General features: G+C 64.8%; 28 protein-coding genes. 16 read left to right on the forward strand and 12 right to left on the reverse strand.

From position 1 onward, the window contains the following. Genes CH256_RS09765 through CH256_RS09790 form a run of 6 tightly spaced genes read left to right on the forward strand, consistent with a single transcriptional unit; the run spans window position 1 to window position 5939 of the window. The gene (locus CH256_RS09765) at window positions 1-1032 is read left to right on the forward strand and encodes a TIGR03842 family LLM class F420-dependent oxidoreductase (RefSeq protein WP_094669466.1); all 1032 of its coding nucleotides are present in this window, start codon (window positions 1-3) and stop codon (window positions 1030-1032) included. Continuing rightward, window positions 1029-1964 (forward strand): ABC transporter permease, encoded by a 936-nt coding sequence (locus CH256_RS09770; protein ID WP_094669467.1) that lies wholly within the window; start codon window positions 1029-1031, stop codon window positions 1962-1964. Before CH256_RS09765 ends, CH256_RS09770 begins: the two co-directional genes overlap by 4 nt. After that, window positions 1961-2740: an ABC transporter ATP-binding protein gene (locus CH256_RS09775; RefSeq protein WP_094669468.1), complete on the forward strand. Its 780-nt coding sequence runs from the start codon at window positions 1961-1963 to the stop codon at window positions 2738-2740. The genes CH256_RS09770 and CH256_RS09775 overlap by 4 nt, the downstream gene beginning before the upstream one ends. After that, window positions 2737-3495 (forward strand): ABC transporter permease, encoded by a 759-nt coding sequence (locus CH256_RS09780; RefSeq protein ID WP_094638604.1) that lies wholly within the window; start codon window positions 2737-2739, stop codon window positions 3493-3495. The genes CH256_RS09775 and CH256_RS09780 overlap by 4 nt, the downstream gene beginning before the upstream one ends. Then, window positions 3492-4628: an ABC transporter substrate-binding protein gene (locus CH256_RS09785; protein WP_094669469.1), complete on the forward strand. Its 1137-nt coding sequence runs from the start codon at window positions 3492-3494 to the stop codon at window positions 4626-4628. The genes CH256_RS09780 and CH256_RS09785 overlap by 4 nt, the downstream gene beginning before the upstream one ends. Next, window positions 4629-5939: an aspartate aminotransferase family protein gene (locus CH256_RS09790; protein WP_094669470.1), complete on the forward strand. Its 1311-nt coding sequence runs from the start codon at window positions 4629-4631 to the stop codon at window positions 5937-5939. On the opposite strand, the gene CH256_RS09795 is transcribed toward CH256_RS09790, so the two are convergent. The 3 genes from CH256_RS09795 to CH256_RS09805 all read right to left on the reverse strand — a co-directional run bounded on the left by CH256_RS09795 (window position 5940) and on the right by CH256_RS09805 (window position 8469). Further along, window positions 5940-7322 carry an FAD-binding oxidoreductase gene (locus CH256_RS09795; RefSeq protein ID WP_094638601.1) on the reverse strand — a complete coding sequence of 461 codons (1383 nt, stop codon included), beginning with the start codon at window positions 7320-7322 and terminating at the stop codon, window positions 5940-5942. It abuts the gene before it with no gap. 90 nt (window positions 7323-7412) lie between these two features. Further along, window positions 7413-7949, reverse strand: coding sequence for a DUF3558 domain-containing protein (locus CH256_RS09800; RefSeq protein WP_094669471.1), 537 nt, complete (start codon window positions 7947-7949; stop codon window positions 7413-7415). 4 nt (window positions 7950-7953) lie between these two features. Further along, a complete protein-coding gene (locus CH256_RS09805) occupies window positions 7954-8469 on the reverse strand; it encodes a DUF3558 domain-containing protein (protein WP_068282542.1) in 516 nt (171 codons plus the stop codon). Between the two features lie 192 nt (window positions 8470-8661). Here CH256_RS09805 and CH256_RS09810 point away from each other — a divergent pair, with 192 nt between their 5' ends. Beyond that, window positions 8662-8973 carry a hypothetical protein gene (locus CH256_RS09810; protein ID WP_068048371.1) on the forward strand — a complete coding sequence of 104 codons (312 nt, stop codon included), beginning with the start codon at window positions 8662-8664 and terminating at the stop codon, window positions 8971-8973. Between the two features lie 24 nt (window positions 8974-8997). Here CH256_RS09810 and CH256_RS09815 read toward each other — a convergent pair whose 3' ends face one another. Together CH256_RS09815 and CH256_RS09820 are read right to left on the reverse strand one after the other, a co-directional pair. Further along, window positions 8998-9642: a Type 1 glutamine amidotransferase-like domain-containing protein gene (locus tag CH256_RS09815; RefSeq protein ID WP_094669472.1), complete on the reverse strand. Its 645-nt coding sequence runs from the start codon at window positions 9640-9642 to the stop codon at window positions 8998-9000. Beyond that, window positions 9639-10088, reverse strand: coding sequence for an HIT family protein (locus CH256_RS09820; protein ID WP_068048366.1), 450 nt, complete (start codon window positions 10086-10088; stop codon window positions 9639-9641). Before CH256_RS09820 ends, CH256_RS09815 begins: the two co-directional genes overlap by 4 nt. 245 nt (window positions 10089-10333) lie before the next feature. On the opposite strand from CH256_RS09820, the gene CH256_RS09825 reads away from it, so the two are divergent. From CH256_RS09825 to CH256_RS09835, 3 genes are read left to right on the forward strand one after another with little or no spacing between them, the layout of a single operon-like run. Beyond that, window positions 10334-11452, forward strand: coding sequence for a Re/Si-specific NAD(P)(+) transhydrogenase subunit alpha (locus tag CH256_RS09825; protein WP_068048363.1), 1119 nt, complete (start codon window positions 10334-10336; stop codon window positions 11450-11452). Beyond that, on the forward strand, window positions 11452-11775 hold the full coding sequence (locus CH256_RS09830; protein WP_068048360.1) for an NAD(P) transhydrogenase subunit alpha: 324 nt from the start codon (window positions 11452-11454) through the stop codon (window positions 11773-11775). The genes CH256_RS09825 and CH256_RS09830 overlap by 1 nt, the downstream gene beginning before the upstream one ends. Next, window positions 11775-13196 (forward strand): NAD(P)(+) transhydrogenase (Re/Si-specific) subunit beta, encoded by a 1422-nt coding sequence (locus tag CH256_RS09835; protein ID WP_037193418.1) that lies wholly within the window; start codon window positions 11775-11777, stop codon window positions 13194-13196. The genes CH256_RS09830 and CH256_RS09835 overlap by 1 nt, the downstream gene beginning before the upstream one ends. A 40-nt stretch (window positions 13197-13236) precedes the next feature. Here the strand turns inward: CH256_RS09835 and CH256_RS09840 are convergent, their stop codons facing one another. Further along, window positions 13237-13950 carry a hypothetical protein gene (locus CH256_RS09840; RefSeq protein WP_094669474.1) on the reverse strand — a complete coding sequence of 238 codons (714 nt, stop codon included), beginning with the start codon at window positions 13948-13950 and terminating at the stop codon, window positions 13237-13239. Window positions 13951-14543: 593 nt separating this feature from the next. Between CH256_RS09840 and CH256_RS09845 the strand changes: the two genes are divergently transcribed. Next, window positions 14544-14867, forward strand: coding sequence for a hypothetical protein (locus CH256_RS09845; protein ID WP_068048355.1), 324 nt, complete (start codon window positions 14544-14546; stop codon window positions 14865-14867). Between the two features lie 114 nt (window positions 14868-14981). Next, the gene (locus CH256_RS09850; RefSeq protein WP_094669475.1) at window positions 14982-16007 is read left to right on the forward strand and encodes a phosphotransferase family protein; all 1026 of its coding nucleotides are present in this window, start codon (window positions 14982-14984) and stop codon (window positions 16005-16007) included. 4 nt (window positions 16008-16011) lie between these two features. Here the strand turns inward: CH256_RS09850 and CH256_RS09855 are convergent, their stop codons facing one another. Then, entirely contained in the window at window positions 16012-16485 is a 474-nt protein-coding gene (locus tag CH256_RS09855) for an acyl-CoA thioesterase (protein WP_068048350.1), read from the reverse strand. A 10-nt stretch (window positions 16486-16495) separates the two neighbouring features. Beyond that, on the reverse strand, window positions 16496-17713 hold the full coding sequence (locus CH256_RS09860; protein WP_068048348.1) for a benzoate/H(+) symporter BenE family transporter: 1218 nt from the start codon (window positions 17711-17713) through the stop codon (window positions 16496-16498). A gap of 182 nt (window positions 17714-17895) precedes the next feature. Here CH256_RS09860 and CH256_RS09865 point away from each other — a divergent pair, with 182 nt between their 5' ends. Further along, on the forward strand, window positions 17896-18639 hold the full coding sequence (locus tag CH256_RS09865) for a GntR family transcriptional regulator (RefSeq protein WP_176460457.1): 744 nt from the start codon (window positions 17896-17898) through the stop codon (window positions 18637-18639). Window positions 18640-18641: 2 nt separating this feature from the next. Here the strand turns inward: CH256_RS09865 and CH256_RS09870 are convergent, their stop codons facing one another. Then, the gene (locus CH256_RS09870; protein WP_068048345.1) at window positions 18642-19103 is read right to left on the reverse strand and encodes a PTS sugar transporter subunit IIA; all 462 of its coding nucleotides are present in this window, start codon (window positions 19101-19103) and stop codon (window positions 18642-18644) included. Further along, a complete protein-coding gene (locus CH256_RS09875; RefSeq protein WP_032393491.1) occupies window positions 19100-19330 on the reverse strand; it encodes a glucose PTS transporter subunit EIIB in 231 nt (76 codons plus the stop codon). The genes CH256_RS09870 and CH256_RS09875 overlap by 4 nt, the downstream gene beginning before the upstream one ends. Window positions 19331-19505: 175 nt before the next feature. On the opposite strand from CH256_RS09875, the gene CH256_RS09880 reads away from it, so the two are divergent. Genes CH256_RS09880 through nagB form a run of 3 tightly spaced genes read left to right on the forward strand, consistent with a single transcriptional unit; the run spans window position 19506 to window position 22714 of the window. Further along, entirely contained in the window at window positions 19506-20753 is a 1248-nt protein-coding gene (locus tag CH256_RS09880) for a PTS transporter subunit EIIC (protein ID WP_068048343.1), read from the forward strand. After that, window positions 20750-21934 carry an N-acetylglucosamine-6-phosphate deacetylase gene (locus CH256_RS09885; protein WP_179272058.1) on the forward strand — a complete coding sequence of 395 codons (1185 nt, stop codon included), beginning with the start codon at window positions 20750-20752 and terminating at the stop codon, window positions 21932-21934. The genes CH256_RS09880 and CH256_RS09885 overlap by 4 nt, the downstream gene beginning before the upstream one ends. Next, entirely contained in the window at window positions 21935-22714 is a 780-nt protein-coding gene (nagB, locus tag CH256_RS09890) for a glucosamine-6-phosphate deaminase (RefSeq protein WP_094669476.1), read from the forward strand. It abuts the gene before it with no gap. Window position 22715: 1 nt separating this feature from the next. On the opposite strand, the gene CH256_RS09895 is transcribed toward nagB, so the two are convergent. Continuing rightward, on the reverse strand, window positions 22716-23543 hold the full coding sequence (locus CH256_RS09895) for a shikimate 5-dehydrogenase (protein ID WP_094669477.1): 828 nt from the start codon (window positions 23541-23543) through the stop codon (window positions 22716-22718). 10 nt (window positions 23544-23553) lie between these two features. Then, window positions 23554-24276 (reverse strand): HNH endonuclease family protein, encoded by a 723-nt coding sequence (locus tag CH256_RS09900; RefSeq protein WP_256989416.1) that lies wholly within the window; start codon window positions 24274-24276, stop codon window positions 23554-23556.

Here is a 24276-nt window from a genome sequence, read left to right on the forward strand (position 1 = left end):
ATGGACATCGGGGTAGTGCTCCAGTGCAATCCGCCGGCGTCCCGTGTGGTCGACCTGGCCAGACAGGCCGAGACACATGGTTTCTCGCACGTGTGGACATTCGATTCGCACCTGCTGTGGCAGGAACCGTACGTCATCTACAGCCAAATTCTGGCCGCGACGAGACGGGTGACCGTCGGCCCGATGGTCACCAATCCCGCCACCCGTGACTGGACGGTGACGGCATCGACGTTCGCGACGCTCAACGACATGTTCGGCAATCGGACCGTCTGCGGCATCGGCCGCGGTGATTCGGCGGTCCGTGCCCTCGGCGGCAAGCCGACAACCCTTGCAACGCTGCGGGAATCGATAGAGGTGATCCGAAGCCTGGCCAACGGTCGGAGCGCCCGGGTCGGTGAGACGACGGTGCAGTTCCCGTGGGCGGAGCGGTCCCGGCTCGAGGTATGGGTTGCGGCGTACGGGCCCAAAGCCCTCGAGCTCACCGGACAGGTGGCGGACGGGTTCATTCTGCAGCTGGCCGATCCCGATATCGCGGCCTGGACGATCGGTCGGGTGCGCGACGCGGCCGAGAAGGCTGGGCGCGATCCGGATTCGATCTCGATCTGCGTGGCAGCTCCGGCCTACGTCACCGACGGTACCGATGCAGCCCTCGAACACGCCCGAGACCAGTGTCGTTGGTTCGGCGGCATGGTCGGCAATCACGTCGCCGATATCGTCTCGCGCTACGGCGGCGATGGTGGCGGTGTTCCACAGGCACTCACCGACTACATCGCAGCACGCAAAGGGTACGACTACAACGAGCACGGTCGAGCCGGAAACTCGCACGCAGAATTCGTTCCGGACGAGGTGATCGACAGGTTCTGTCTGCTCGGCTCCCCGGCCGATCACATCGCCAAACTGAAGGACCTCGAGGCTCTCGGCGTCGATCAGTTCTCGGTGTACCTTCAGCACGACGCCAAATCAGCGACACTGGAAGCGTACGGAGAGAGCATCATTCCGCAGATACGCCCGAACGTGACGGCGACGTCGTGACGAGTGTTCTCGATCAAGCTTCGGTGGTCGCACCCACTCCCGCCGGTGCGAATCGAGGAGTGCGGCGTCCGGTGATGGCAGTGGTGGCCGTCGGCTCGTTGCTGGCGGTCTGGGAGCTGGTGAAAGTGCTCGTCCCCGAGAACGGGGTGAGTGTCGCCGGAGTGCGGGTGCTGCCGCGCACCGACGACGGTGCACTACCGCACGTGTGGTCGGTGTTGGCGGCGCTGACCGAGCCCGAGGTGAACGTCGCCGGCGCTCGCAGTGTCGGTGCCGCGATCGTGTCCAGTGGCCTGTTCACGTTCGGGCTCGCCGTACTCGGGTTCGCGCTGGGGACGGTGGTCGGGCTGTTGCTGGCCGTGACGATGCAACGGTTCGTGTGGGTCGAGCGGTCGGTGTTGCCGTATGTGATCGTCTCGCAGACGGTTCCGCTGATCGCGTTGGCACCGCTCGTCGCGGGCTGGGGCGGGAAGATCGCCATCGGCGGTTACGCGTGGCAGCCGTGGATGAGCATCACCGTCATCGCGTCGTATCTCGCGTTCTTCCCGGTGGCGGTGGGAATGCTACGCGGCCTGCGTGCACCCGATCGGGCAGCACTCGATCTGATGCACAGTTACGCGGCCGGATGGTGGAGCACCCTCGTTCGACTTCGCCTGCCCGCCTCTGTGCCGCATCTGATTCCGGCGCTGCGGCTGGCTGCAGCCGCAGCCGTGATCGGTGCCGTGGTCGCCGAAATCTCCACCGGAACGACCGGCGGTATCGGTAGGCAGATCATCGTGTTCTCGCAGCAGGCAACAGGAGACGCGTCCCGCCTGTACGCCGCTGTTCTCGGCGCAGCGGCGCTCGGGTTGGTGGTGACCGCACTGGTATCGCTGCTCGATATCGCGCTCGGCCGTTATGCGGGCCGCTCGCCCGGTCGAAAGGATCGGTCATGACCGAGCATGCGGTACTCGTCGAGGGCGTGGGGAAGACGTTCGACGGGGGAGTGACTGCGCTGGAGGATGTATCGCTCGCGATTGCCCCCGGTGAATTCGTCTCGCTGATCGGGCCTTCGGGGTGCGGTAAGTCGACGTTGCTCCGCATCGTGGCCGATCTCGAGCAACCGACGTCCGGTTCGGTATCGGTGTTCGGCCTGTCCGCTCGCCGAGCCCGCGTCGAACAGAAGTACGGCATCGCCTTTCAACAGGCAGGGCTGCTCGATTGGCGCACAGTGCAATCGAACGTCGCATTGCCGCTGGAACTGCACAAGGTTCCCAAACGTCAGCGAGCAGAACGGGTTCGCGAGTTGCTGGACCTCGTCGGACTCACCGATTTCGCAGAGAAATTTCCCAGCCAGCTGTCCGGTGGGATGCAGCAACGAGTGGCGATCGCACGGGCGCTGGCTCGAACGCCGGGACTGTTGTTGATGGACGAACCGTTCGGGGCACTGGACGAGATGACCCGCGAGAAGATGCAGAACGACCTACTCCGCATCGCCGAGGAGTCCAGCGCAGCAGTGGTGTTCGTGACCCATTCGATTCCGGAAGCGGTGTACCTGTCCGATCGGGTGGTTGTCATGTCCCCTCGGCCGGGACGGATCGTCGACACACTCACGATCGACAGTTTCGATGCGAACGGGGATCCACGAGAATCGGCGGAGTTCTTCGCGTCCATCACCGCGGTTCGTGACGCATTGCACGGCCGTGCGGTGCGCAGTGCGGATCTGCGATGAAGCTCTGGCTGCCACCGGTGGTGTTCGGTGCTACGGCACTCGCCCTGTGGCAGTTGCTCACGGTCGTCGCGGGGGTTCCGTCGTTCCTGCTGCCGTCGCCGAGCGCCATCGCCGAGCAATTCGTGCGCAACCTCGGCAACATCGGATCGGCAAGTCTGGCAACGGGAACCAACGCTCTCGTGGGGTTGATCGCAGGTTCGGTCCTGGGTCTCCTCGCAGCAATGGCCGCGGTTCGCCTGCGGATCGTCGACGAACTGCTCACCCCGTTGGCGGCGGGTGCCGCAGCCGTTCCCATCGTCGCTCTTGCGCCGGTGTTCAACTCGATGTTCTCCTCGACCACCGACCTACCGCGGCGACTCGTGGTGACCATCGTCGTGTTCTTCCCGGTATTCGTCAGTGCGGCAAAAGGACTGCGTCAGGTCTCGGCCGTGCACCACGACCTGATGACGTCGTATGCCGTGGGCGGTTGGCAGTTCACCCGAATCGTTCGCCTCCCGTCCGCCGTTCCGCACATCTTCACCGGGTTGCGGGTTGCCGCTCCCAATGCTGTCATTGCTGCCATCATCTGCGAGTACTTCGGTGGACTGCAGAACGGTTTGGGGTCGCGGATCACCTCCGCCGCGGCGAACACGGCCTACCCCCGGGCGTGGGCCTACGTGATGGGTGCCATCGCAGTCGGTTTGCTCTTCTTCGTGGTTGTTCTGTTGCTCGAGAAACTCGTGTCCCGGCGTCGTCCCCAGGAAAGATGGATATGAACATCACTCGAACCCCCCGACCCCTTCTCGCCGTCGTCATGGCTCTGGCGGTGGTCACCTCGGCCTGCAGCACCACCACGACCGACACCGACACCGCGGCCGACGGGAACACCACGATCAAGCTGCAACTGCAGTGGTTCAAACAGGGCCAGTTCGCGGGCTACCTCGCCGCCGTCGATCAGGGTTTCTATGCGGAACAGGGGCTGGACGTCGAAATCCTCGACGGTGGAACGGATATCGTTCCGCAAACCGTGCTCGCACAGGGGCAGGCCGATTACGCCGTCGCGTGGGTACCCAAGGCGCTCGCATCCCGTGAGGCCGGAGCCGGCATCACCGACGTGGCCCAGATCTATCAGAAGTCGGGCACATTGCAGGTCTCGTTCAAGGATCAGAACATCGCCACACCGGCCGATCTCCAGGGCAAGACCGTCGGAAACTGGGGATACGGCAACGAATTCGAGCTGTTCGCCGGTATGACCAAGGCCGGGGTCAGTCCCTCCGACGTGACGTTGGTGCAGCAGCAGTTCGACATGAACGGCCTTCTGTCCGGAGATATCGCCGCAGCCCAGGCGATGTCCTACAACGAGTACGCCCAGTTGCTCGAGACCGTGAACCCCGCAACCGGTGCGCTCTACACGGAGGACGATTTCACGTCGCTGAACTGGAACGACGACGGCGTCGCGATGCTGCAGGACGCGATCTGGGCCAATACCGACAAGCTCTCCGACGAGGCGTACCGGGAGCAGACCGTCAAATTCTTGGCGGCATCGTTGAAGGGCTGGATATTCTGCCGCGACAACGTCGAGACGTGCCGCGACATCACCGTCGCTGCGGGCTCGACACTCGGCGCGAGTCATCAGCTGTGGCAGGTCAACGAAGTCAACAAACTGATCTGGCCGTCCGCGGACGGGATCGGAATGATCGACGAGGCGGCCTGGCAGCAGACGGTCGACATCGCGAAGTCCACCCGGAATGCCGAGGGCTCGACGGTGCTGACGGCCGACCCCGACGCCGAGGCGTACACCAACGAGTACGTCACCGAGGCTTTGGATTTGTTGAAGGCCGACGGTGTGGATGTGACCGGAGAGTCGTACGCTCCGATGGAGGTCACACTGGAGGAAGGCGGCAAGTAGATGGATCACGTGTTCTACTCCTGGTCGGCGCAGGCCGAACTGAATCCGATCACCGTCGAGGGTGCGGAGGGATCGTGGTTCTGGGACGACAAGGGCAAGCGATACCTGGACTTCTCGTCACAGTTGGTCAACGTCAACCTCGGGCATCAGCACCCTGACGTCGTTGCCGCCATCGTCGAACAGGCCCAGGTTCTGACGACCATTTCTCCGACCGTGGCCAACAACAAACGCAGTGAACTCGCGGCATTGATCGCCGAACGTGCGCCGGGTGATCTCGATCGAGTGTTCTTCACGACCGGTGGCGCAGAAGCCGTCGAGCACGCGGTGCGGCTGGCCCGACAGCACACCGGGCGCACGAAGATGCTTGCCGCGTACCGCTCGTACCACGGTGGAACCGGAGTTGCGATCGGTCTCACCGGTGAGCCGAGGCGTTGGGGCACCGAACCCACCAACGTCGACGTCGTCCGGTTCTTCGGGCCGTATCCCTACCGGTCACCCTGGGGGACAACGAGTCCCGAGGACGAAACGGCCGCAGCACTGGCACACCTCGAACAGGTCATCGTGCTCGAGGGTGCGCAGAACATCGCCGGACTGATCCTCGAATCGGTCATCGGCACCAACGGTGTGCTGATCCCGCCGCCCGGATATCTGGCCGGCGTTCGGGCGCTGTGCGACAAGTACGGAATCGTCTACATCGCCGACGAAGTGATGGTCGGGTTCGGGCGAATCGGCGAATGGTTCGCATGCCAGGCCTGGGATGTGACACCGGATCTGATCACGTTCGCCAAGGGCGTCAACTCCGGGTACGTGCCTCTGGGCGGGGTGGTCATCTCGGAGAAGATCGCCTCGCAGTTCGATCACAAGCCCTATCCCGGCGGGTTGACCTACTCCGGTCACGTGCTCGGGTGCGCCGCCGGCGTGGCATCCATCGGAGTGTTCGAGCGCGACAAGATTCTTCCGCACGTGCGTCACGTCGGGGAGGACGTACTCGGGGCGGGCCTGTCGAAGCTGGCCGAATCTCATCCGAGCGTGGGCGAGGTGCGCGGCAAGGGATTCTTCTGGGCCGTCGAATTGGTCAAGGACGGCCAGACCAGGGAACCGTTGGTGCCGTTCGCTGCGTCGGGCAAGGACGCGGCGGCCATGGGCACGGTGACCGCCGCGGCAAAGTCGCGTGGGTTGTGGCCGTTCGTGGCAGGTAACCGTCTGCAGATCGCGCCCCCGCTGACGACCTCGGAGGACGAGATTCGTCAGGGACTGGAAATCCTCGACGAGGTGCTGACGGTCGCGGACGGGTTCACCGTCGACGGGTGATCACAGCACCGCACCGGGGTTGAGGATGCCCGCCGGATCGAGGGCAGTCTTGATCCTGCGGGTCAGCTCCATGACGTCCTCACCGACCTGATCGGGCAGCCAGGCCTTCTTGAGGCGACCGACACCGTGTTCACCGGTGATGGTGCCGCCCAACGAAATTGCCAGATCCATGATCGCGCCGAAGGCGATGTTGGCGCGCCGTGTCATGTCGGCGTCCTCGGGGTCGAAGACGATCAGGGGGTGGGTGTTGCCGTCGCCGGCGTGGGCGATGACCGCCACCAGCACGTCGTATTTCGTGGACAGCTCGGCGATTCCGTCGACGAGGGCCGGAAGTGCGGGCAGTGGAACCCCGACGTCCTCGAGCAGCAGGCTGCCGAGTCGCTCGACCGCGGGAATGGCGAATCGCCGTGCGGCAGCGAAGGCCTCACCCTCGTCGGGGTCGTCGGTGGTGAAGACATCCGATGCGCCGGCCTCGGTGCACGCGGCCGCCATGATCTCGATCTCGCGACCTCGGTCGGCACCGGGGGAGTCGGACCGAGCAATGAGCATCGCTGCCGCCTCGCGATCGAGTCCCATGTTCATGGCATCTTCGACGGCACCGATGGACGCGCGGTCCATGAACTCGAGCATCGACGGCCTCAAGTTCCGGGTGATGGCGAGAATTGCGGCGGTCGCGTCGTGTACCGACGCGAACGACGCGACCACCGTACTGGCGGGAGGTTGCGCCGGGATCAGTCGAAGAGTGATCTCGGTGATGATGCCCAGCGTGCCCTCGGAGCCGACGAACAGCTTCGCAAGGGACAGGCCCGCAACGTCTTTCAGGCGTGGCCCACCCAGTCGGACGGCGGTACCGTCGGCCAGGACGACCTCGAGACCGAGAACGTAATCGGTGGTGACGCCGTACTTCACACAGCACAGGCCGCCCGCATTGGTGGCCGCATTGCCTCCGATGGAACACATCTCGAACGAGGACGGGTCCGGTGGGTACCAGAGGCCGTGCTCTGCGACGGCCTTCTTGACCTCGACGTTGAGCAGCCCGGGTTGTACGACGGCGATGCGGGTCACCGGGTCGACGGTGATCTCGCGCATCAACTCGGTGGTGAGCACGATTCCGCCGTCCACGGCGGTGGCTCCACCGGACAAACCCGATCCGGCGCCGCGTGGGACGACCGCCACGTTGTGCTCGGTGGCCCACCGCATGACGGCGCGAACGTCCTCGGTGGACTGTGCGCGCACGACGGCCAGTGGGGTGCCGGCGTCGGGATCCTTCGCCCAGTCGCGGCGGTAGCCCTCGGTGATGTCCGGGTCGGTGACCACCGCGCCGGGTGACAGCAGGGATTCGAGCTCGCTCAGGCGGGCATCTGTATCGGTCGTCACCGACATCTCGGTCTCCTCACATCGAAATTGTGACCGTCGCCACTCGAGTGTGTCACGGCCGCGTGTGCGGTGGAGTCGGGGCCGGTCGGCGCTCGGTCACTGATTGCGTTGCAGCGTCAGTTCTGCGAGTTCGGTGGCGGCGGCGCACGGGTCGGCCGGACTGGCGCCTCGGTACTGCACCCACCAAGTGATGACACCCGAGTACGCCGCGCTGATTCCGCACGACGACGGATCGTCCGGCCGTCGTGACAGGAACGCCGTGGTGCCGGCAACGGTGACGTCTTCGGTCGCGTAGCCGAGCCGATCGGCCAGGTCTCGCTCGCGCGAGAGTGCATCGTTCTCGAACCAGGCGAAAGTCACATCGATGAGTCCGCCGCCGCCGATGCCGGTCCACATGCACACTGCACCGTAGAAGTACTGCTCGACGAGGTCGGCACCCACTGTTTCGGCGATGGTGGGATCAGGGACGGCGATGCACTCCTCGAGCAGCTTGTCGAACTGTCCGCTGCCGCCGGATCGAGCGGGCACGGCCGTACCGGTCACGGTGGTGGTGCATCCGGTACCGACGGCCGCAGTGACGAGGACAGCGGCGAGGACGCGGCGGGTGGAATCGGCGGAGCGGAATGTCGACATCAGGCTACTTCGCCTTCGAGATCGTGGTTCTGGCCAGATCCTCGACGACGTCGCAGGAATCGCGGGGGCCGTCGACCACGAAGTTGACGGACCAGTGCACGAAGCCGTCCCCGTTCTCGACTCCGGCCTCGCACGACGCTCCCGACGCCGCGGCGGTGAATCCAGGGTGACCGTCCACATCGATGCGCTCGATGGTGCGACCGACGGCCTCGGCCACGGAACTCTCTCGGTCGATGGGGCTGCCGCGGTACCAGGTGAACATCGCGTACGCGCCGCTCGCGGATTCCCAGCGGCAACGAATGGCGTTCTCGGACACCGCCGTCAGGTCGGATACGGCCGTGAGTTCCTGCACTTCTGCGTCGTCCATCGAGCCGCATTCACCGACGAAGAGTTCTTCGGTGATGGGTCGGTCGGCCGTCTCGGACGTATCCGGACCGGCCTCGGTGGCCGGCGTGTTCGAGCATCCGACCAGCCCGCACGCGACCGCAGCGATCAAGGCTGCAACGGCTCGAGTGCGCACGAACGCGGACTTTACCCACCCTGTCGGGGAGAGGGAGAGCGTTTGACCGAAGTGAGTCACATCAGTAACACCAGCCTCAGGCGTTACCAGATCGATGCGTCGTCGACACGTAAATTTGTAGTTCGCCACGCTAGCGTCCAGCGCAGCGAACCTCGCACTCCACGCGGTGCGAGTCGACAAGGAGGCTGCACCATGATCGATCCCGGAAGTGACTCCTGGAACTACGTGGCCGCGATGTTCTCGTACGAATTTCTCGGGGGCGGAATCGAATACGACACCATCGAGCGCATTCACCGAGGCGAGATCGACGAGTGGGTTCAGGCGCTGACACAGTCCGGGCTCTTCGATCGAGCAGCCATCGCGCAAATTGCCGACTCGTGGCATCAGGCCCCTCGCCAGTTGTTCGACATGCTGGTGCTCGACGCGGACGAAATGACCGCCAGACGGTGCTCGCTGGCGTGGTCCTCGCTGGACCGACTCGCTCCACTTGCTCGCCTGGGCTGAAGACTCGCCCGGGCCGAAGGACGGTCAACTACCGAGCACACGCGTTCCCGACGCATCGACGACGATGGCCTGTTCGTCGGTCAACCCACGGCAGTCGATGCCGTCCCTGCGCAGGCGCTGCATCGTTGCATGCCCCGAATCGTTCTCGTCCAGAACGGAATTCAGGTGCGGGACGATCGAGAAACACACCAGGCCCAGTCCGGTCCACACCGGATCGACACCTGTCGCGGGCCGAACCTCGCCGGGGTCGTCCGCGTCCTCGACGCCGATCAACGACGGTGCGGCAATACACGCGCCCGCGCTGTATCCGCCGTACACGATCGATCCTCGCCGAACACGCTCGGCGATGACCTCGTCTGCGCCCGAGCGGGCGAGCTGAGCGCGCAGGACGAACGTGTTGCCCCCGCGCACCCACACCGCGCCGAAGTCGTCGAGGGCGCGCTCGAGAGCAGCGGACCGACCCACGTACTCGCGCAGATCCAGCTCGGCAGGCCGATACCCGAGCGCCCGCAGCGGAACGAACTCGCTTGTGAGCGAGGATTCGCGAGCGGCGCGCGGCCACGCGTCCGATGCGTTCGCAATCACGGCGAGATCGGACGGTGGGCCGGTGAGGTCGACGAAAGCCTCGGAGTGGCCACCGAATCGATACGACGACAGGAACAGCTTCATGCTGTCGGATCGCCATCGAGCCGGGCCAACCCGACACGAACGGCGTCTGCGACACGCTCGGGCTCACTCAGACGACGTGTCACGAAGCCGGCCGCGAACCGGAAGCGGTCCCGATGCCAACGAGGCACCACGTGCAAATGCAGGTGAAAGACCGTCTGAAACGCGGCCTTACCGTCGTTGATCACGAGATTGGCTCCGTCGGCGCGCAGGTCCGAGTGCCGGACCGCGCGCGCCAGCGTGTGCCCGACGCGAAACACGTCTGCGGCCGCGTCCGGGTGGGTCGCGTTCAGATCGGTGGCGTGCTCGCGCGGAACGACGAGCAGGTGGCCGCGAGTGACCGGCCGGATGTCGAGAAACGCGACGGCATGGTCGTTCTCGAACACGCGGTGCGCGGGAGCGTCACCCGCGACGATGGCACAGAAGATGCAAGGTTCCACGGTTGTCACTGTAGGGTCCGTTCATCACCGATAGACCCATATGGCGCGCATCACAATTGCGCTCCCCGTGGCCGAGGAATGTCGAAACGGACTCGATTCAGAACGAATCGGACTGTGTTCCGGGCTACCCGCGGTCTGTCTCCTCTGGCTACTATCAGGGACCTTGTGCCTTGTCGCATGGTTTCGTCCGCTCGTCGCAGGCTCGGAGCCGTTGGTCGATTCGTGGACACCATTCAACGCAGGAAGACGGAGATTTGGATACATCGCAGAGCACTGAGAAGGGTTCGGGATCCACGACTGTCGTCGGTGTGGTTCGGGAATCGGGGGAGGGCGAACGTCGTGTCGCTCTGGTGCCCAAGATCGTTGCCTCCCTGGCGGGCAAGGGCGTCGAGATCGTCGTCGAGTCCGGCGCCGGTCTCGGCGCTCTGATTCCCGACGAGCTGTACGTCGCCGCCGGAGCGACCATCGGTGATCCATGGTCGGCCGACGTCGTGGTGAAGGTCGCGCCGCCGTCCGATGCCGAGATCGCCAAGCTGACGTCGGGTTCGACGCTCATCGGATTTCTGGCACCGCGCAACGCGGAGAACAGCATCGGGGCGTTGAAGGCGGCCGGAGTACAGGCTTTCGCCGTCGAGGCGATCCCGCGGATCTCACGGGCGCAGGTGATGGACGCACTGTCCTCTCAGGCCAACGTCGCCGGCTACAAGGCCGTGCTGTTGGCAGCGTCGGAGTCCACCCGGTTCTTCCCGATGCTCACCACCGCTGCGGGCACCGTCAAGCCCGCTACCGTGCTGGTGCTGGGCGTCGGCGTGGCAGGTTTGCAGGCGCTCGCCACCGCGAAGCGTCTCGGCGGCCGCCCCACCGGATACGACGTGCGTCCGGAGGTGGCGGATCAGGTTCGTTCCGTCGGCGCGCAGTGGCTCGATCTGGGGATCGACGCCGCTGGCGAGGGCGGATACGCGCGTGAGCTGACCGAAGACGAACGGGTGCAACAGCAGAAGGCTCTCGAAGAGGCCATCAAGGGATTCGACGTGGTCATCACCACCGCGTTGGTGCCCGGACGCCCTGCCCCCCGATTGGTCACGGCCGCGGCCGTCGAGGGCATGAAGCCGGGCAGCGTCGTGGTCGACCTCGCAGGGGAAACCGGTGGCAACTGTGAACTCACCGAGCCCGGCGAGACCGTCGTCAAGCACGACGTCACCATCTGCTCCCCGTTGAACTTGCCGGCCTCGATGCCCGAGCACGCCAGCGAGCTGTACTCGAAGAACATCTCGGCATTGCTCGAACTCATGTTGGTGGACGGCAAGCTCGCTCCGGATTTCTCGGACGAGGTCCTCGCCGGTGCCTGCGTGACACGTGAGAAGGAGAACTGATGTACACCCCGCTGCTCGCGAACATCGCGATCCTGGTGCTGTCCGGGTTCGTCGGCTTCGCGGTGATCTCCAAGGTGCCCAACACCTTGCACACCCCGTTGATGTCGGGAACCAATGCCATCCACGGCATCGTCGTGCTCGGTGCCCTGGTGGTGCTCGGCAAGGTCGAGGATCCGTCCATCGGCCTGCAGGTCATCCTGTTCGTCGCTCTCGTGTTCGGAACGGTCAACGTCATCGGTGGATTCGTGGTCACCGACCGCATGCTCGGCATGTTCAAGTCCAAGCCCGTTCCTGCCAAGGCCACGAAGGGTGCTGACTCCTGATGGACAATCTCGTCAACATTCTCTACATCGTCGCCTTCGGCATGTTCATCTACGGACTGATGGGTCTGACCGGACCGAAGACAGCCGTGCGCGGCAACCAGATCGCCGCTGTCGGCATGTTCCTCGCCGTCGTGGCGACGTTGATCTCTATTCGCGATACCGGAAACTGGATTCTGATCGTCGTCGGCTTGGTCGTCGGCGTCGCGCTCGGTATCCCGCCTGCTCGCCGAGTCAAGATGACCGCGATGCCACAGTTGGTGGCCCTGTTCAACGGCGTCGGCGGTGGAACGGTTGCGCTGATCGCGTGGGCGGAATTCCTCGACACGTCGGGATTCTCGAACTTCAAGCACGGTGAATCGCCGACGGTCCACATCGTCATCGGGTCGCTGTTCGCGGCCATCATCGGGTCGATCTCGTTCTGGGGATCGCTGATCGCGTTCCTCAAGCTGCAGGAGACCCTGCCCGGCTCGCCCATCACCATCGGAAAGTTGCAGCAGCCGCTCAATGCTCTGCTGCTGATCGGTGCTGTGGCCGCCGCCGTGGTCATCGGCATCAACGCCACTCCGGGCGGCGGGGTGTCGCAGTGGTGGATCGTGGCGGTTCTCGTACTCGCCGGAATTCTCGGTCTAACGGTGGTGCTGCCCATCGGCGGCGCAGACATGCCGGTCGTCATCTCGCTGCTCAACGCTCTGACCGGTCTGTCTGCGGCGGCCGCAGGCCTGGCGCTCAACAACACTGCGATGATCGTCGCCGGCATGATCGTCGGCGCGTCCGGCACGATCCTGACCAACCTGATGGCCAAGGCCATGAACCGTTCCATTCCGGCGATCGTCGCCGGTGGATTCGGCGGGGGCGACGCTGCTGCAGGTCCTGCGGGTGCAGGCGGCGGAACGGCGAAGGCCACCTCCGCAGCCGACGCTGCCATCCAGATGGCGTACGCCAACCAGGTCATCGTCGTTCCCGGATACGGCCTCGCCGTCGCGCAGGCGCAGCACGCGGTCAAGGACATGGCCAAGCTGCTGGAGTCGAAGGGCGTCGAGGTCAAGTACGCCATTCACCCCGTCGCCGGTCGCATGCCCGGGCACATGAACGTGCTCCTTGCCGAAGCCGACGTCGCCTACGACGCGATGAAGGAGATGGACGACATCAACGACGAGTTCGCCCGTACCGACGTCACGTTGGTCATCGGCGCGAACGACGTGACCAATCCGGCGGCGCGCAACGACCCGTCGAGCCCGATTCACGGGATGCCGATCCTGAACGTGGATCAGTCGAAGTCGGTCATCGTCCTCAAGCGATCCATGTCCTCGGGCTTCGCAGGCATCGAGAACCCGCTGTTCTTCGCCGAGGGCACCTCGATGCTGTTCGGTGACGCGAAGAAGTCGGTATCCGAGGTGACCGAGGAGCTCAAAGCTCTCTAGTCACGACCTCGTAGCAACGCAGAATGGGGCGCTCCCGATGTCAACGGGAGCGCCCCGTCTTGCGTCGAACGGCCAGAGCGGCCGTGTCGATCGGGTTGAGGGCTTCACGGGCAGCTGCATCGGGCGAGAAGAGCATGACGATCGAGCACGCCGGCCACCACACGAACACGATCGATGCGGCGCTCACGATCCCGGTGACGGACGCGGATCCGGCGATCAGGGCGGCCGCCGCCACCGCGAGTGTTGCGACCGTTCCCAGACCGAGGATCACGGGCCGCCACGCCGCGGACGCCACCATGGATGCAGCTCCGAGCAGCGAGGCCACGGCGACGAGTTGACCGCTCGGAAGGTCTGCGGACGGCATCGACGCTCCCATGATCTCGCGAGCGATCGCACTGGTGACGACGGCACCGACGGTGCAGGCGATCACCACCCCGATTCCGTACGGCAGCTTGCGTATCAGCGCCACGACGGCGAGCGCGGCTACGGCGATCAACACCGCGGTCACATCGATCGCATCGAGCAGATGAGCGGCCAGTGCCGCGGCCGGGGTCGATTCCCAGGACGTCGTGGTTGCGATGTGCGGTGCCCACATCAGGAAGATCAGCAGCAGGACCGCAGAGGCACCTGACACGGCCGAGCGCGCGACGACGGCTCGCCTGCGTCTGCGGCTCGAGGTGCTGGACGGCAGCGCAGTCGTCTCTGCGTCGGTCGACGCGCGAATCGGTCCGGAGTCCAGGCTCGGTGGTGACATGGGTGCCACGGTGCCAGAACCTGCTGAACGGCGGATGTGAGGAACTTGGGAACCGGCTGATCATTGCTCTGGTAACGATTCGATCACACCGGGTCGCGTGTGCGGAACCGTGAATTGTCGAGGAGCAGAGTCCGCGCCGTCAAATTCTTGAAGTTTGTTTCAGCGCCATATTCGGGTGCGCAAACATGTTTGCATGCGTGGCAGCAATCCTCTGACCTGGAACGAAGCGGGGTGGATTCGATTCGGTGGTGCTCATGTCCGAGTGTCGAACAGCACCCCGGGTCGGCCCTCGGCCCTCTCAGCTGGGCATTTGTCCTCCCATTGTTCCCCATCACAGCAGTTCGTAAAGCGAACTATGATTTCGTTGCAAAGCGTTGATCGGATGGGTGAAACTGTGTGACGATACTCACATAGTCCAGTTCACCCTGGGCGAGACCCACCGGAAGGGCGTAGTTTCAGCCGCATCGGAAACCCGCATTCGACCGTTACAGCCCAAACGATAACGATCTGGAAACGGACCGTGCTACCCGTCGTAACCCGTAGCCACGGGGTATTCGACAACTACGGACGCCGGACACTCGAAGGAGAAGAACATGACCGCAATGTCTCAGGGACAGCTCGACATGGTCCGCGCCTTCTTTTGCAACGAGTTCGAGGCGGACTCCCTCGATCGATCCACGGTGCCCGAGCCCACCGCCGAGGCCGTCGCCGAGTGGATCGATGCACTGACCAACAGCGGCCTCTTCGCTCCGGCCGAGGTGCGCAACATCTCCTCGGTGTGGGCGGCCGAACCGGAGACGTTGGTCGCAATGCTGATCGGTGAAGTGGACGAAATCGCCGTCAAGCGCGGCGCAGCGGTGCCGGCCGCAGTACCTGCCGCTCCGGATCTGGTCCCCGCGTTCGTGCGCGCCAGCTGACACGCCCCGAGCCCGGAGTCTTTCGCACCAGGGCAGGTTCCGCTTCGCTACTATCGGTCGAATTCCGGTGACGGCAGGCGACAACGGTGTCGCGCGGCGAAGTGAGGGTTCTGTATGGGCGCAGTGGGTCTGGACGAAGACGCAGTATCGACCTGGATCGCAGGATTGGGGATAGGCGCAACCTCGCCCCTCACCTTTCAGCGGATCGGCAACGGTCAGTCCAATCTCACCTACGCCGTCCGCGACGCCGGTGGCAGTAACTGGGTGCTTCGACGTCCACCACTGGGGCATCTGCTGGCCTCCGCACACGATGTCGTGCGCGAACATCGAATTCTGTCCGGCCTGCAGAACACGGCGGTGCCGGTTCCGAAGATGATTGCGATCACCGAGGATCCTTCGGTGTCCGAGGTCCCGCTCGTGCTGATGAGTTTCGTCGACGGGATCGTCGTCGACTCGGTGGCGGCAGCCGAACAACTCGACCCCGATCACCGACGCCGCATCGGACTCGGCCTCACGGTGGCGCTGTCCGACATCCACCGCGTCGATCTCGACTCCGCGGGTCTGGCAGATCTGGCCAGTCACAAACCGTACGCCGCTCGCCAACTCGCCCGGTGGACGAAGCAGTGGCAATCCTCGCGCACTCGCGACGTACCCGGTATCGATTCGCTGGCAACTCGATTGGCAGCGGGGATTCCTCCGCAGCACGAGGTGACCCTGGTGCACGGAGACTTCCACCTGAGCAACGTCATCACGGCCCGCGAAGACGGCCGTGTCGCGGCGGTCGTCGACTGGGAACTGTGCACACTCGGAGATCCGTTGGCGGACCTCGGCGGTCTGCTGGCCTACTGGCCGCAAGCCGACGACGGGGTCGCTGGTCCGTTCATGGCTTCGACTCTGCCGGGCTTTCCCACCAGGGCCGAGCTTGTCGAGTCGTATGCGCAGCACACCGGGCGCGACGTCTCCGACGTCGGATTCTGGCAAGTGTTGGCGCTGTGGAAGCTCTCGATCATCGCCGAAGGCGTCATGCGCCGGATGGAAGCCGACTCGCGAAACCGGGCCGTGGCAGGCGGGCCGACCACGACGCTTATCGACGACATAGTCACCAGGGCATTGCGTACGGCCGACGAAATCGGCCTGTAGTCGGTCAGCTCGACGCGGTCCCGATCACCAAAGTGCGCGCTGCGCTCTCGATTTCGGGCGGAATCGCCACCGGCTTACGGGTGACCCCATCGACGTACACGTGTACGAATCGACCCCTCGCCGCCAACTCCAACGCATCGTCGCCGGCCTCGCGGAACAACCCGAGCGAGTACACGATGCTTCGGGTGCCCAGCCTCTCGACGGCCAGGCCCACCTGAAGTCGATCCGGGAAGCTCAACTCGGACAGGTAGCGGCACGAGGTTTCGGCGACGACACCGATCGCCGGCAGTGTCCGGATATCGAGTCCGGTCGTCTCCATCAACCAACCGTTGACGGCGGTATCGAAATACGCGTAGTAGGTGACGTTGTTGACGTGGCCGTAGTGGTCGTTGTCGTCCCATCGCGTCGTCACGGGCCACAGAGCCGGAAAGTCCGATGCGTGCGACAATTCCGGCCCTGGGTTCACCTGATCGGTCATGAACGTGACCCTAACCAGTGGCGTCGGAAGCGGGCGTCGCCGGGGACTGCCGACGCAGGATCGCTCGGACCACCAGCCCGACGACCAAGGCCCAGAATGCGGAGCCGATTCCTGCGAACGTCAGGCCGGAAGCGGCGACGAGGAACGTCAGAACGGTCGCCTCCCTGTCCGACGCATGTTCGAGTGCACCGAACAGCGACGCGGCGAGAGTTGCCAACAAGGCAAGTCCGGCAACGGTTTCGACCACGCCTGCAGGCGCTGCGGCAACCAGGGTCGCCAGGGCCGCGGACGCCAGCGCCAGCACCAGATACGAGGAGCCGGCAGAGAACGCCGCGACCCATCGCCGCTTCGGGTCCGGATGGGCACCGGGATTCGCCGCGAGCGCAGCGCTGATCGCCGCGAGGTTGATCGTGTGCCCACCCGCGAAAGCGCCGAGGACGGTTCCGGTTCCGGTGACGGTCATCGACGCACGCCAAGGAATTCGGTAGCCGAACGACGCCATGACGGTGGTGCCCGGGATGTTCTGCGACGCCATGGTGACGATGTACAGCGGCACCGCGATACCGACGGTCGCCTGCCACGTCCAGTGCGGAATCGTCCAGTCGATCCGAGGAATCAGATCGGAGGCCGCGATGGGTGTGCCGCCGCCGATCAAGTCCGCTGCGATGACTGCAGCTGCCGCGAGGAACGCAGCGGGCACCGCCCAGCGCGCGTTGAAGCGAAGTACCAGCAGCCAGACGAGTACCACCGGAGCTATCCGGGCGGGGGAGTCGGCAAATGCAACGACCGGTGCCGCGCACAGCGGTAGCAGCACTCCGGCCAACATCGCCTGAGCGAGTGGTATCGGGATCTTCGAGACCACGGCACCGAGTCGTGGCCACAGGCCGGTCAGGACGATCAGCACCCCAACAGTGACGAACGAACCCACTGCGGCGGGCCACCCTCCGACCACCATGCCGGTTCCGGCGAGCAGCGCAGCGCCCGGCGTCGACCACGCCAGCGTGATGGGCTGTCTGTATCTGCGCGCGAGCCACATCATGCCCACGGCCTGGGTGACACACAGCGCCAGCAATCCGGAGGCCGCCTCGGTCGGGCTTGCCCCTACCGCCCGCAGGCCCGTCAGCACGACGGCGAACGAGCTGGTGAAGCCGACCAGTGATGCCACGATTCCCGCGCTGACGGGGGTCGAGAGCGGCGTCGGTCTGTCGGCGGCGTCGGCAGTGGTCACGACTGACGATGATGCACTGTGGGCCGTCGCCTGTCGCGTCGTTTCCCGTCGCGCCGGGTCGGCGCTCGGAGTCGGTGGCCGAACGCTGTCGGGGCACGGTCGACGTGACGTAGTCTTTGGGTTGGACCGGACCAGTCCGTACCGCTGGGTCGGCGAGTGACGGAAAGGCCGGCGCAGTGGTGATGCCCGTACATCTGAGGGACAGTCAAGTCCCGAAGCACGAACAGCTTCGCGCGATTCTGCTGCACCGCTGCACCAAGGAGTTGCAACCCGGCGATCTGATGCCCAGCGAGCGAAAACTGATGGAGGACTACGGCGTCAGCCGCATCACCGTCCGCGAGGCCATCGGCCAGCTCGTCAACGACGGACACCTGGTTCGGGTGCGTGGCAAGGGCACGTTCGTGGCCAGTCGCACCGTTCAGTCTCGTTTGCACCTGGCGTCGTTCTCGGAGGAGATGCGCGCGCAAGGATTGACGCCTACCACGGTGGTGCTGTTCGCACGGCTCGAAAGCCCTTCGGCGGCAACGACTCGTGCCCTCGGCCTGGCCGACGGCGAACAGACCTACCACGTCAAGCGCCTCCGGCTGGCCGACGCCGAACCGGTCAGCGTCGACGACGCGTGGTACCGGGCTTCCCTGCTCCCCGGCCTGATCGAGCACGACCTGAGCAAATCGGTGTACGAGGCCGTGCAGATCCACTACGGGTTGACCATCGACCGGGCCGAGCAGACCGTCAAAGCCACTGCGGCCGACAGCGATATCGCCACTCTGCTCGGCACCAAGCGCGGTGCCCCCGTGCTGTATTTCGACCGCGTCTCCTTCAGCGGCGACGAGCCGCTCGAACACACCGAGAGCTGGTACCGCTGCGATCGGTATCAACTGTCGATGGAAGTCGAAGGCGGGCGGCGCACCCCGCAGCGTCGGTGAGATCAGGGCAGCTCGAACAGAAGATCGCCCACTGCCACGGTGTTGTCGATGCTTGCACTGGTGACCGAATCCGGCTTCGAGTCCATCAGTACCACCGGAACGACATCCGAGTAGCCCGCCGCCGCGATCGCTGCGGGATCGTAGGTGACGACGAGGTCGCCGGCCTGGATTCGATCACCCTCTGCGGCAACGAGTTCGAAGCCCGCGCCCTTCATCTTCACGGTGTCGATGCCGATGTGCACCAACACGCCCGCCTTGTCCTCGGTGAAGACGACGAACGCGTGCGGATGGAGTTTGAGGATCGTGCCCGCGACCGGTGACCGAACCTCGACGGCCCCGTCGCTCGGAGCCGGGCGTAGCGCGACACCGGAGCCGACCACCTGCGCCGAGAACACCGGGTCCGGCACATCGGCGAGCGAGATGACCTGCCCGGCAACCGGGCTGAGGATCGCCCGTGCGCTCACAGGATGTCGCCGATGTCTTCTGCGAGCGTGTCCGCTTCGGGGCCGACGATGACCTGAACGGCGGTTCCCTTGTGAAACACGCCGTGGGCACCTGCCGCCTTGAGCGCCGCCTCGTTCACCAACGACCCGTCCTTCACCTCGGTGCGCAGCCGAGTGATGCACGCTTCGATCTCGACGATGTTGTCGGCACCGCCGAGGCCTTCGACGATCGCGTCCGCTTTGGACATGTGGATTCTCGCTTTCTGTCGGCTTGTATCTGTCGGGTGGATCACACGGCCGGGTTGACACGAGCCTGCCACCTGGCCAAACTACAACTGGTAATGACCGGACAGTACCCCTGATGGCATCCGGTCACAACAGCGAAATCGCCCTCGAAGGACCAGCCTCGAAGAGAAGGTCGCCATGACCCCGAAGAAGACGGACTCGATCGATACCGAGCCGAAGAAGGAATCACGATCATTGGCCGGGCTGCAGCGGTTCGGTCGCAGCCTCATGCTGCCGATCGCTGTTCTGCCTGCCGCCGGAATTCTCCTGCGGCTCGGTCAGGACGACCTGCTGGGGAGATTCAGCGCACTGGAGACCACTGCTGCGGTCATCTCCGCCGCCGGTCAGTCGGTTTTCACCTGGCTTCCCCTCATCTTCGCGGTCGGTATCGCCATCGGCTGGGCGAAGAAGTCCGATGGTTCGACGGCGCTCGCAGCGGTGGTCGGCTACATGGTGATGAACGGCGTCTTCACGGCAATGTCGCCGGTCGTGCTCGACGGAGAGGTCGATGCCAACGGTGACCCCGCCGTGATCGACTACGGCGTGTTGGCAGGCATCGTCATCGGACTGCTCTCGGCAATTCTCTGGCAGCGTTTCTATCGCCAGAAGCTGCCGGACTATCTCGGCTTCTTCAGCGGCCGTCGTCTGGTGCCGATCATGACGGCGATCACCGGTCTCGTCGTCGCCGTGATCATGTCGTTCGTGTACCCACTCTTCTACAGCGCTCTCCAATGGGTGGGCAACACCGTCGCCGACCACAGTGTGGTGGGCAGCGGAATCTACGGTTTCGCCAACCGCATGCTCATTCCCACCGGGCTGCACCACATTCTGAATTCCGTCGTCTGGTTCCTGGTGGGGGACTACCAGGATGCAAGCGGTCAATTGGTCCGCGGCGATCTGAACCGGTTCTTCGCCGGCGACCCGTCCGCCGGAGTGTTCATGACCGGATTCTTCCCGATCATGATGTTCGCCCTTCCCGCTGCGGCATTCGCGATCTACCGCAATGCCAAGCCGTCGCAGAAGAAGATCGTCGGCGGAATCATGTTGTCCACCGGCCTGACTGCCTTCGTCACCGGGATCACCGAGCCGCTCGAGTACTCGTTCATGTTCGTGGCCTGGCCGCTCTACATCATCCACGCGGTGTTGACCGGAACCTCGATGGCGTTGACCAATGCCCTCGGAATCCATGACGGTTTCTTCTTCTCCGCCGGTGGCATCGACTACCTGCTGAACTACGGAATCGCCACCAAGGCTTGGCTGCTCATTCCGATCGGCCTGGTGTACGCGGTGATCTACTACTTCCTGTTCAGCTTCGTCATCAAGAAGTGGAACCTGCGCACCCCCGGACGTGAGGACGACGCCGTGCTCGAACCCGACCGAGCATGACCGCATCCACTGCGACGACGCACCGCGGACGGGTCGTCACGCGCGACCGGGTGATCGAGGACGGCGTCGTCGCGTCGACGGGAGACCGGATCTTGTGGGTCGGGCCGACATCGGCGTGGCCCGGTGAGGCCGTCCCGCAAACGAATTCGACGATCCTCCCGGGGTTGGTCGATCTGCACTGCCACGGTGGAGCTGGAACGTCGTTTCCCGATTCACCGGCCGTCGATCTCATGACGGCGGTACGGCATCACCGCTCTCGCGGGACCACGACGATGCTCGCCTCACTGGTGTCGGCACCGCCGGATCGGCTGATCGCGCAGACGTCGCTGTTGGCCGATCTGTACGAATCCGGTGACATCGCAGGCGTCCACCTCGAGGGGCCGTTTCTCGCCGTCGCACGCTGCGGCGCACAGGATCCGGCCTCGCTGCGCAGCGGAGATCCCGGACTGCTCCGCGACATACTGGACGCGGGCCGCGGCGCGGTGCGGTCGATGACCCTGGCGCCCGAGATCGACGGGTTCCCCGTCATCGCAGAGATGTTGCGGGAGAACGGAATACTTCCCAGCATCGGGCACACGGACGCCGACGCGCTCACCACTCGACGCGGTATCGAGTCGTTGGGGGACGGCCCCATGACTGCAACACATCTGTTCAACGGAATGCCGACCTGGCATCATCGGTCGCCGGGCCCGGTGAGCGAATGCCTGGCGGCCGCGGCGCGCAGCATGATGGTGCTCGAATTGATCGGCGACGGAGTGCATCTCGCCGACGAGACCGTGCGTGCGGTGTTCGATCTCGTCGGTGGCGCACGGATCGCACTGGTGTCCGACGCGATGGCCGCAGCCGGCATGCCGGACGGTCGCTATCGACTCGGACCACTGGATGTGACCGTCCGCCACGCGGTTGCACGGTTGTCCCGCGACGCAGACAACGAGACCGCTCCGATCGCGGGCGGAACCGCTACCGTGCTGGACCTGGTGCGCCGAGCCGTGCTGGACGCCGGCGTGCCCCTGGTCGAGGCCGTGCGGGCTGCATCGTCGACTCCGGCGGCCTCGATCGGCCTCGACTCCGAGATCGGTTGCCTCGAAGAGGGCATGAGAGCTGACGTCCTGGTGGTCGACGCGGCGTTCGAGCCACTGCAGGTGATCAGAGGCGGAACTGCAATCGGAGAGGACAGCTAGATGGAGGTAGTGATCCTCGAGGGGGTCGACGCAGTGGATCGAACGGCCGCCGACATCGTCGAACGAGTGGTGCGAGCCGGTCCGGCTGTACTGGGACTGGCGACCGGGTCGACCCCGGTGGGCACCTATCGCGAATTGGCTCGACGGCATCGGGAGGACGGCCTGTCGTTCGCGCACTGTCGCGCCTTCCTCCTCGACGAGTACATCGGACTGCCGAAAACCGCTGAGCAGTCGTATTTCTCGTTCATTCGAGACAACTTCGTCGACCGCGTCGACCTGGACGACGCCGCGGTGTTCTCGCCCGACGGCGAAGCGGACGACATAGCTGCAGAGGCGCAGCGGTACGACGCCGCGATCGCGGCCGCAGGTGGCGTCGATGTCCAGATCCTCGGAATCGGCACCGACGGGCACATCGGCTTCAACGAGCCCGGATCTTCACTGAAATCGCGGACGCGGGTGAAGACGCTGACCGAACAGACGCGCGTCGACAATGCCCGGTTCTTCGATTCTCCCGAGGATGTACCGCATCACGTTCTGACGCAGGGGCTGGGCACCATCGACGAGGCGCGGCACCTCGTGTTGATCGCGACGGGGGAGTCGAAGGCGGACGCGGTGGCGGCGGCCGTCGAGGGACCGCTGTCGGCGTACTGTCCGGCGTCGGCCATTCAATGGCACCCGCACGCAACGGTGCTGTTGGACGAGGCCGCGGCGTCGTCGCTCGCACTCGCGGAGTACTACCGGTACGCCTACGCCAACAAGCCGCGGTGGCAGCACCTGTGAGTCACCTGCGCGAGAACTCCGATGCGCGCGCGATCTGTTCGTCCGACGGCCGGACTCCGGTGTAGAGGACGAATTGTTCTGCCGCCTGCAGGGCGATGACCTGAGCGCCGGTGATCACGGGTTTGTCGGCGGCCCGAGCGGCGACGATCAGCGGCGTCTCCGACGGCATGGCGACGACGTCGAACACGGCTTTCGCCGCGTCGATCTGCTCGTCGGTGAACGGTGCCGAATCAGCGTCCGGTCCGCCGGCCATACCCACCGGGGTCACGTTCACCAACAGGTCTGCGCCCACCGCTTCGGCGGACCAGTCGTAGCCGTAGGTCTCGGCGAGGGCGGGGCCGGTGTTCGAGTTGCGGGCGACGACGGTACCCCGGGTGTAACCCGAATCCCGCAGCGCGGCAACGACAGCTTTGGCCATACCGCCGCTGCCGGTGACCGCCACCGAGTAATCGGTCGAGAATCCACTCGCGCCGAGTAGGTTCGCGACGGCCTGGTAGTCGGTGTTGTATGCGTGCAGGACGCCGTTCTCGTTGACGATCGTGTTGACAGATTCGATCGCGCTGGCGGACTCGTGCATCACGTCGACCAGTTCGATGACATCTTCCTTGAACGGCATGGACACGGCGCAGCCTCGAATGCCCAGCGCGCGAACGCCTCCCACCGCGGCGGCGAGGTCGGTGGTGGTGAACGCCTTGTAGACGAAGTTCAGGTCCAACTCGTCGTACAGATAGTTGTGAAAGCGTGTTCCGATGTTGCTCGGTCGGCCGGACAGGGACATGCAGAGCTGTGTCTCACGGTCGAGGAAGCTGCGCGCGTGTGCTGGTGCCATCGCTGAGACTTTACGCCGCGCACGTCGAGGCAACCGAAGCGAGAACACCATGATCGGCCTGGGTGATCGGCAACTCGTACTGGGCGGCGACCGACAGGTATTTTCCCGCGTAGAAGCAGTGGTAGGCCTCGTTCGGCGGTAACCATTGCGAGGGTGTCTTGTCGCTCTTGCTCTGATTGTCGACTCCGTTGACCGCGAGCAGATTGAACGCCACGTCGTTGGCGAACCGAATTCGCTTGTCGGGCAACCACGTGTTCGCGCCCATGTCCCACGCGGCGGACAGGGGGTAGACGTGATCGATCTGGATCTTTCCGGCATCGGCCTTGGTGAACTGCATCGGCTCACCGGAGTACGGATCTGCGAGCGAACCCGACAGCACGACGCAGTCGCGGGTGCCGGCGCGGAATTCGACTTCCGTCATCGACAGCGCCAGGACGTTGTCGCGGGTACCGCAGCCGTCGTGACCACCCGGCCCGTCGTAGTCGTCCGTCCACGCCGGGCCGAACACACACCCTTCGCCGCTCTTGCATCCGCGCTCGTAGCCGAGGGCGTCGGGCCTGGCGGCGACCACGCGAACCTGCGCGAGCAATTGCTCGACCTGAGTGCGAGTGGGACTACCCGGAGCGGGTTCGGCGGGGGAGAAACCGGGGATGACGGGCCGGTCGCACGAGCCGAACACAGCCATCACGGCCGCAGAGATCACCAGCAGTACCGCCACCCACAGCTTTCTCAC

It is taken from the genome of Rhodococcus sp. 05-2254-6, assembly GCF_002258565.1.
Taxonomy (GTDB): Bacteria; Actinomycetota; Actinomycetes; order Mycobacteriales; family Mycobacteriaceae; genus Rhodococcoides.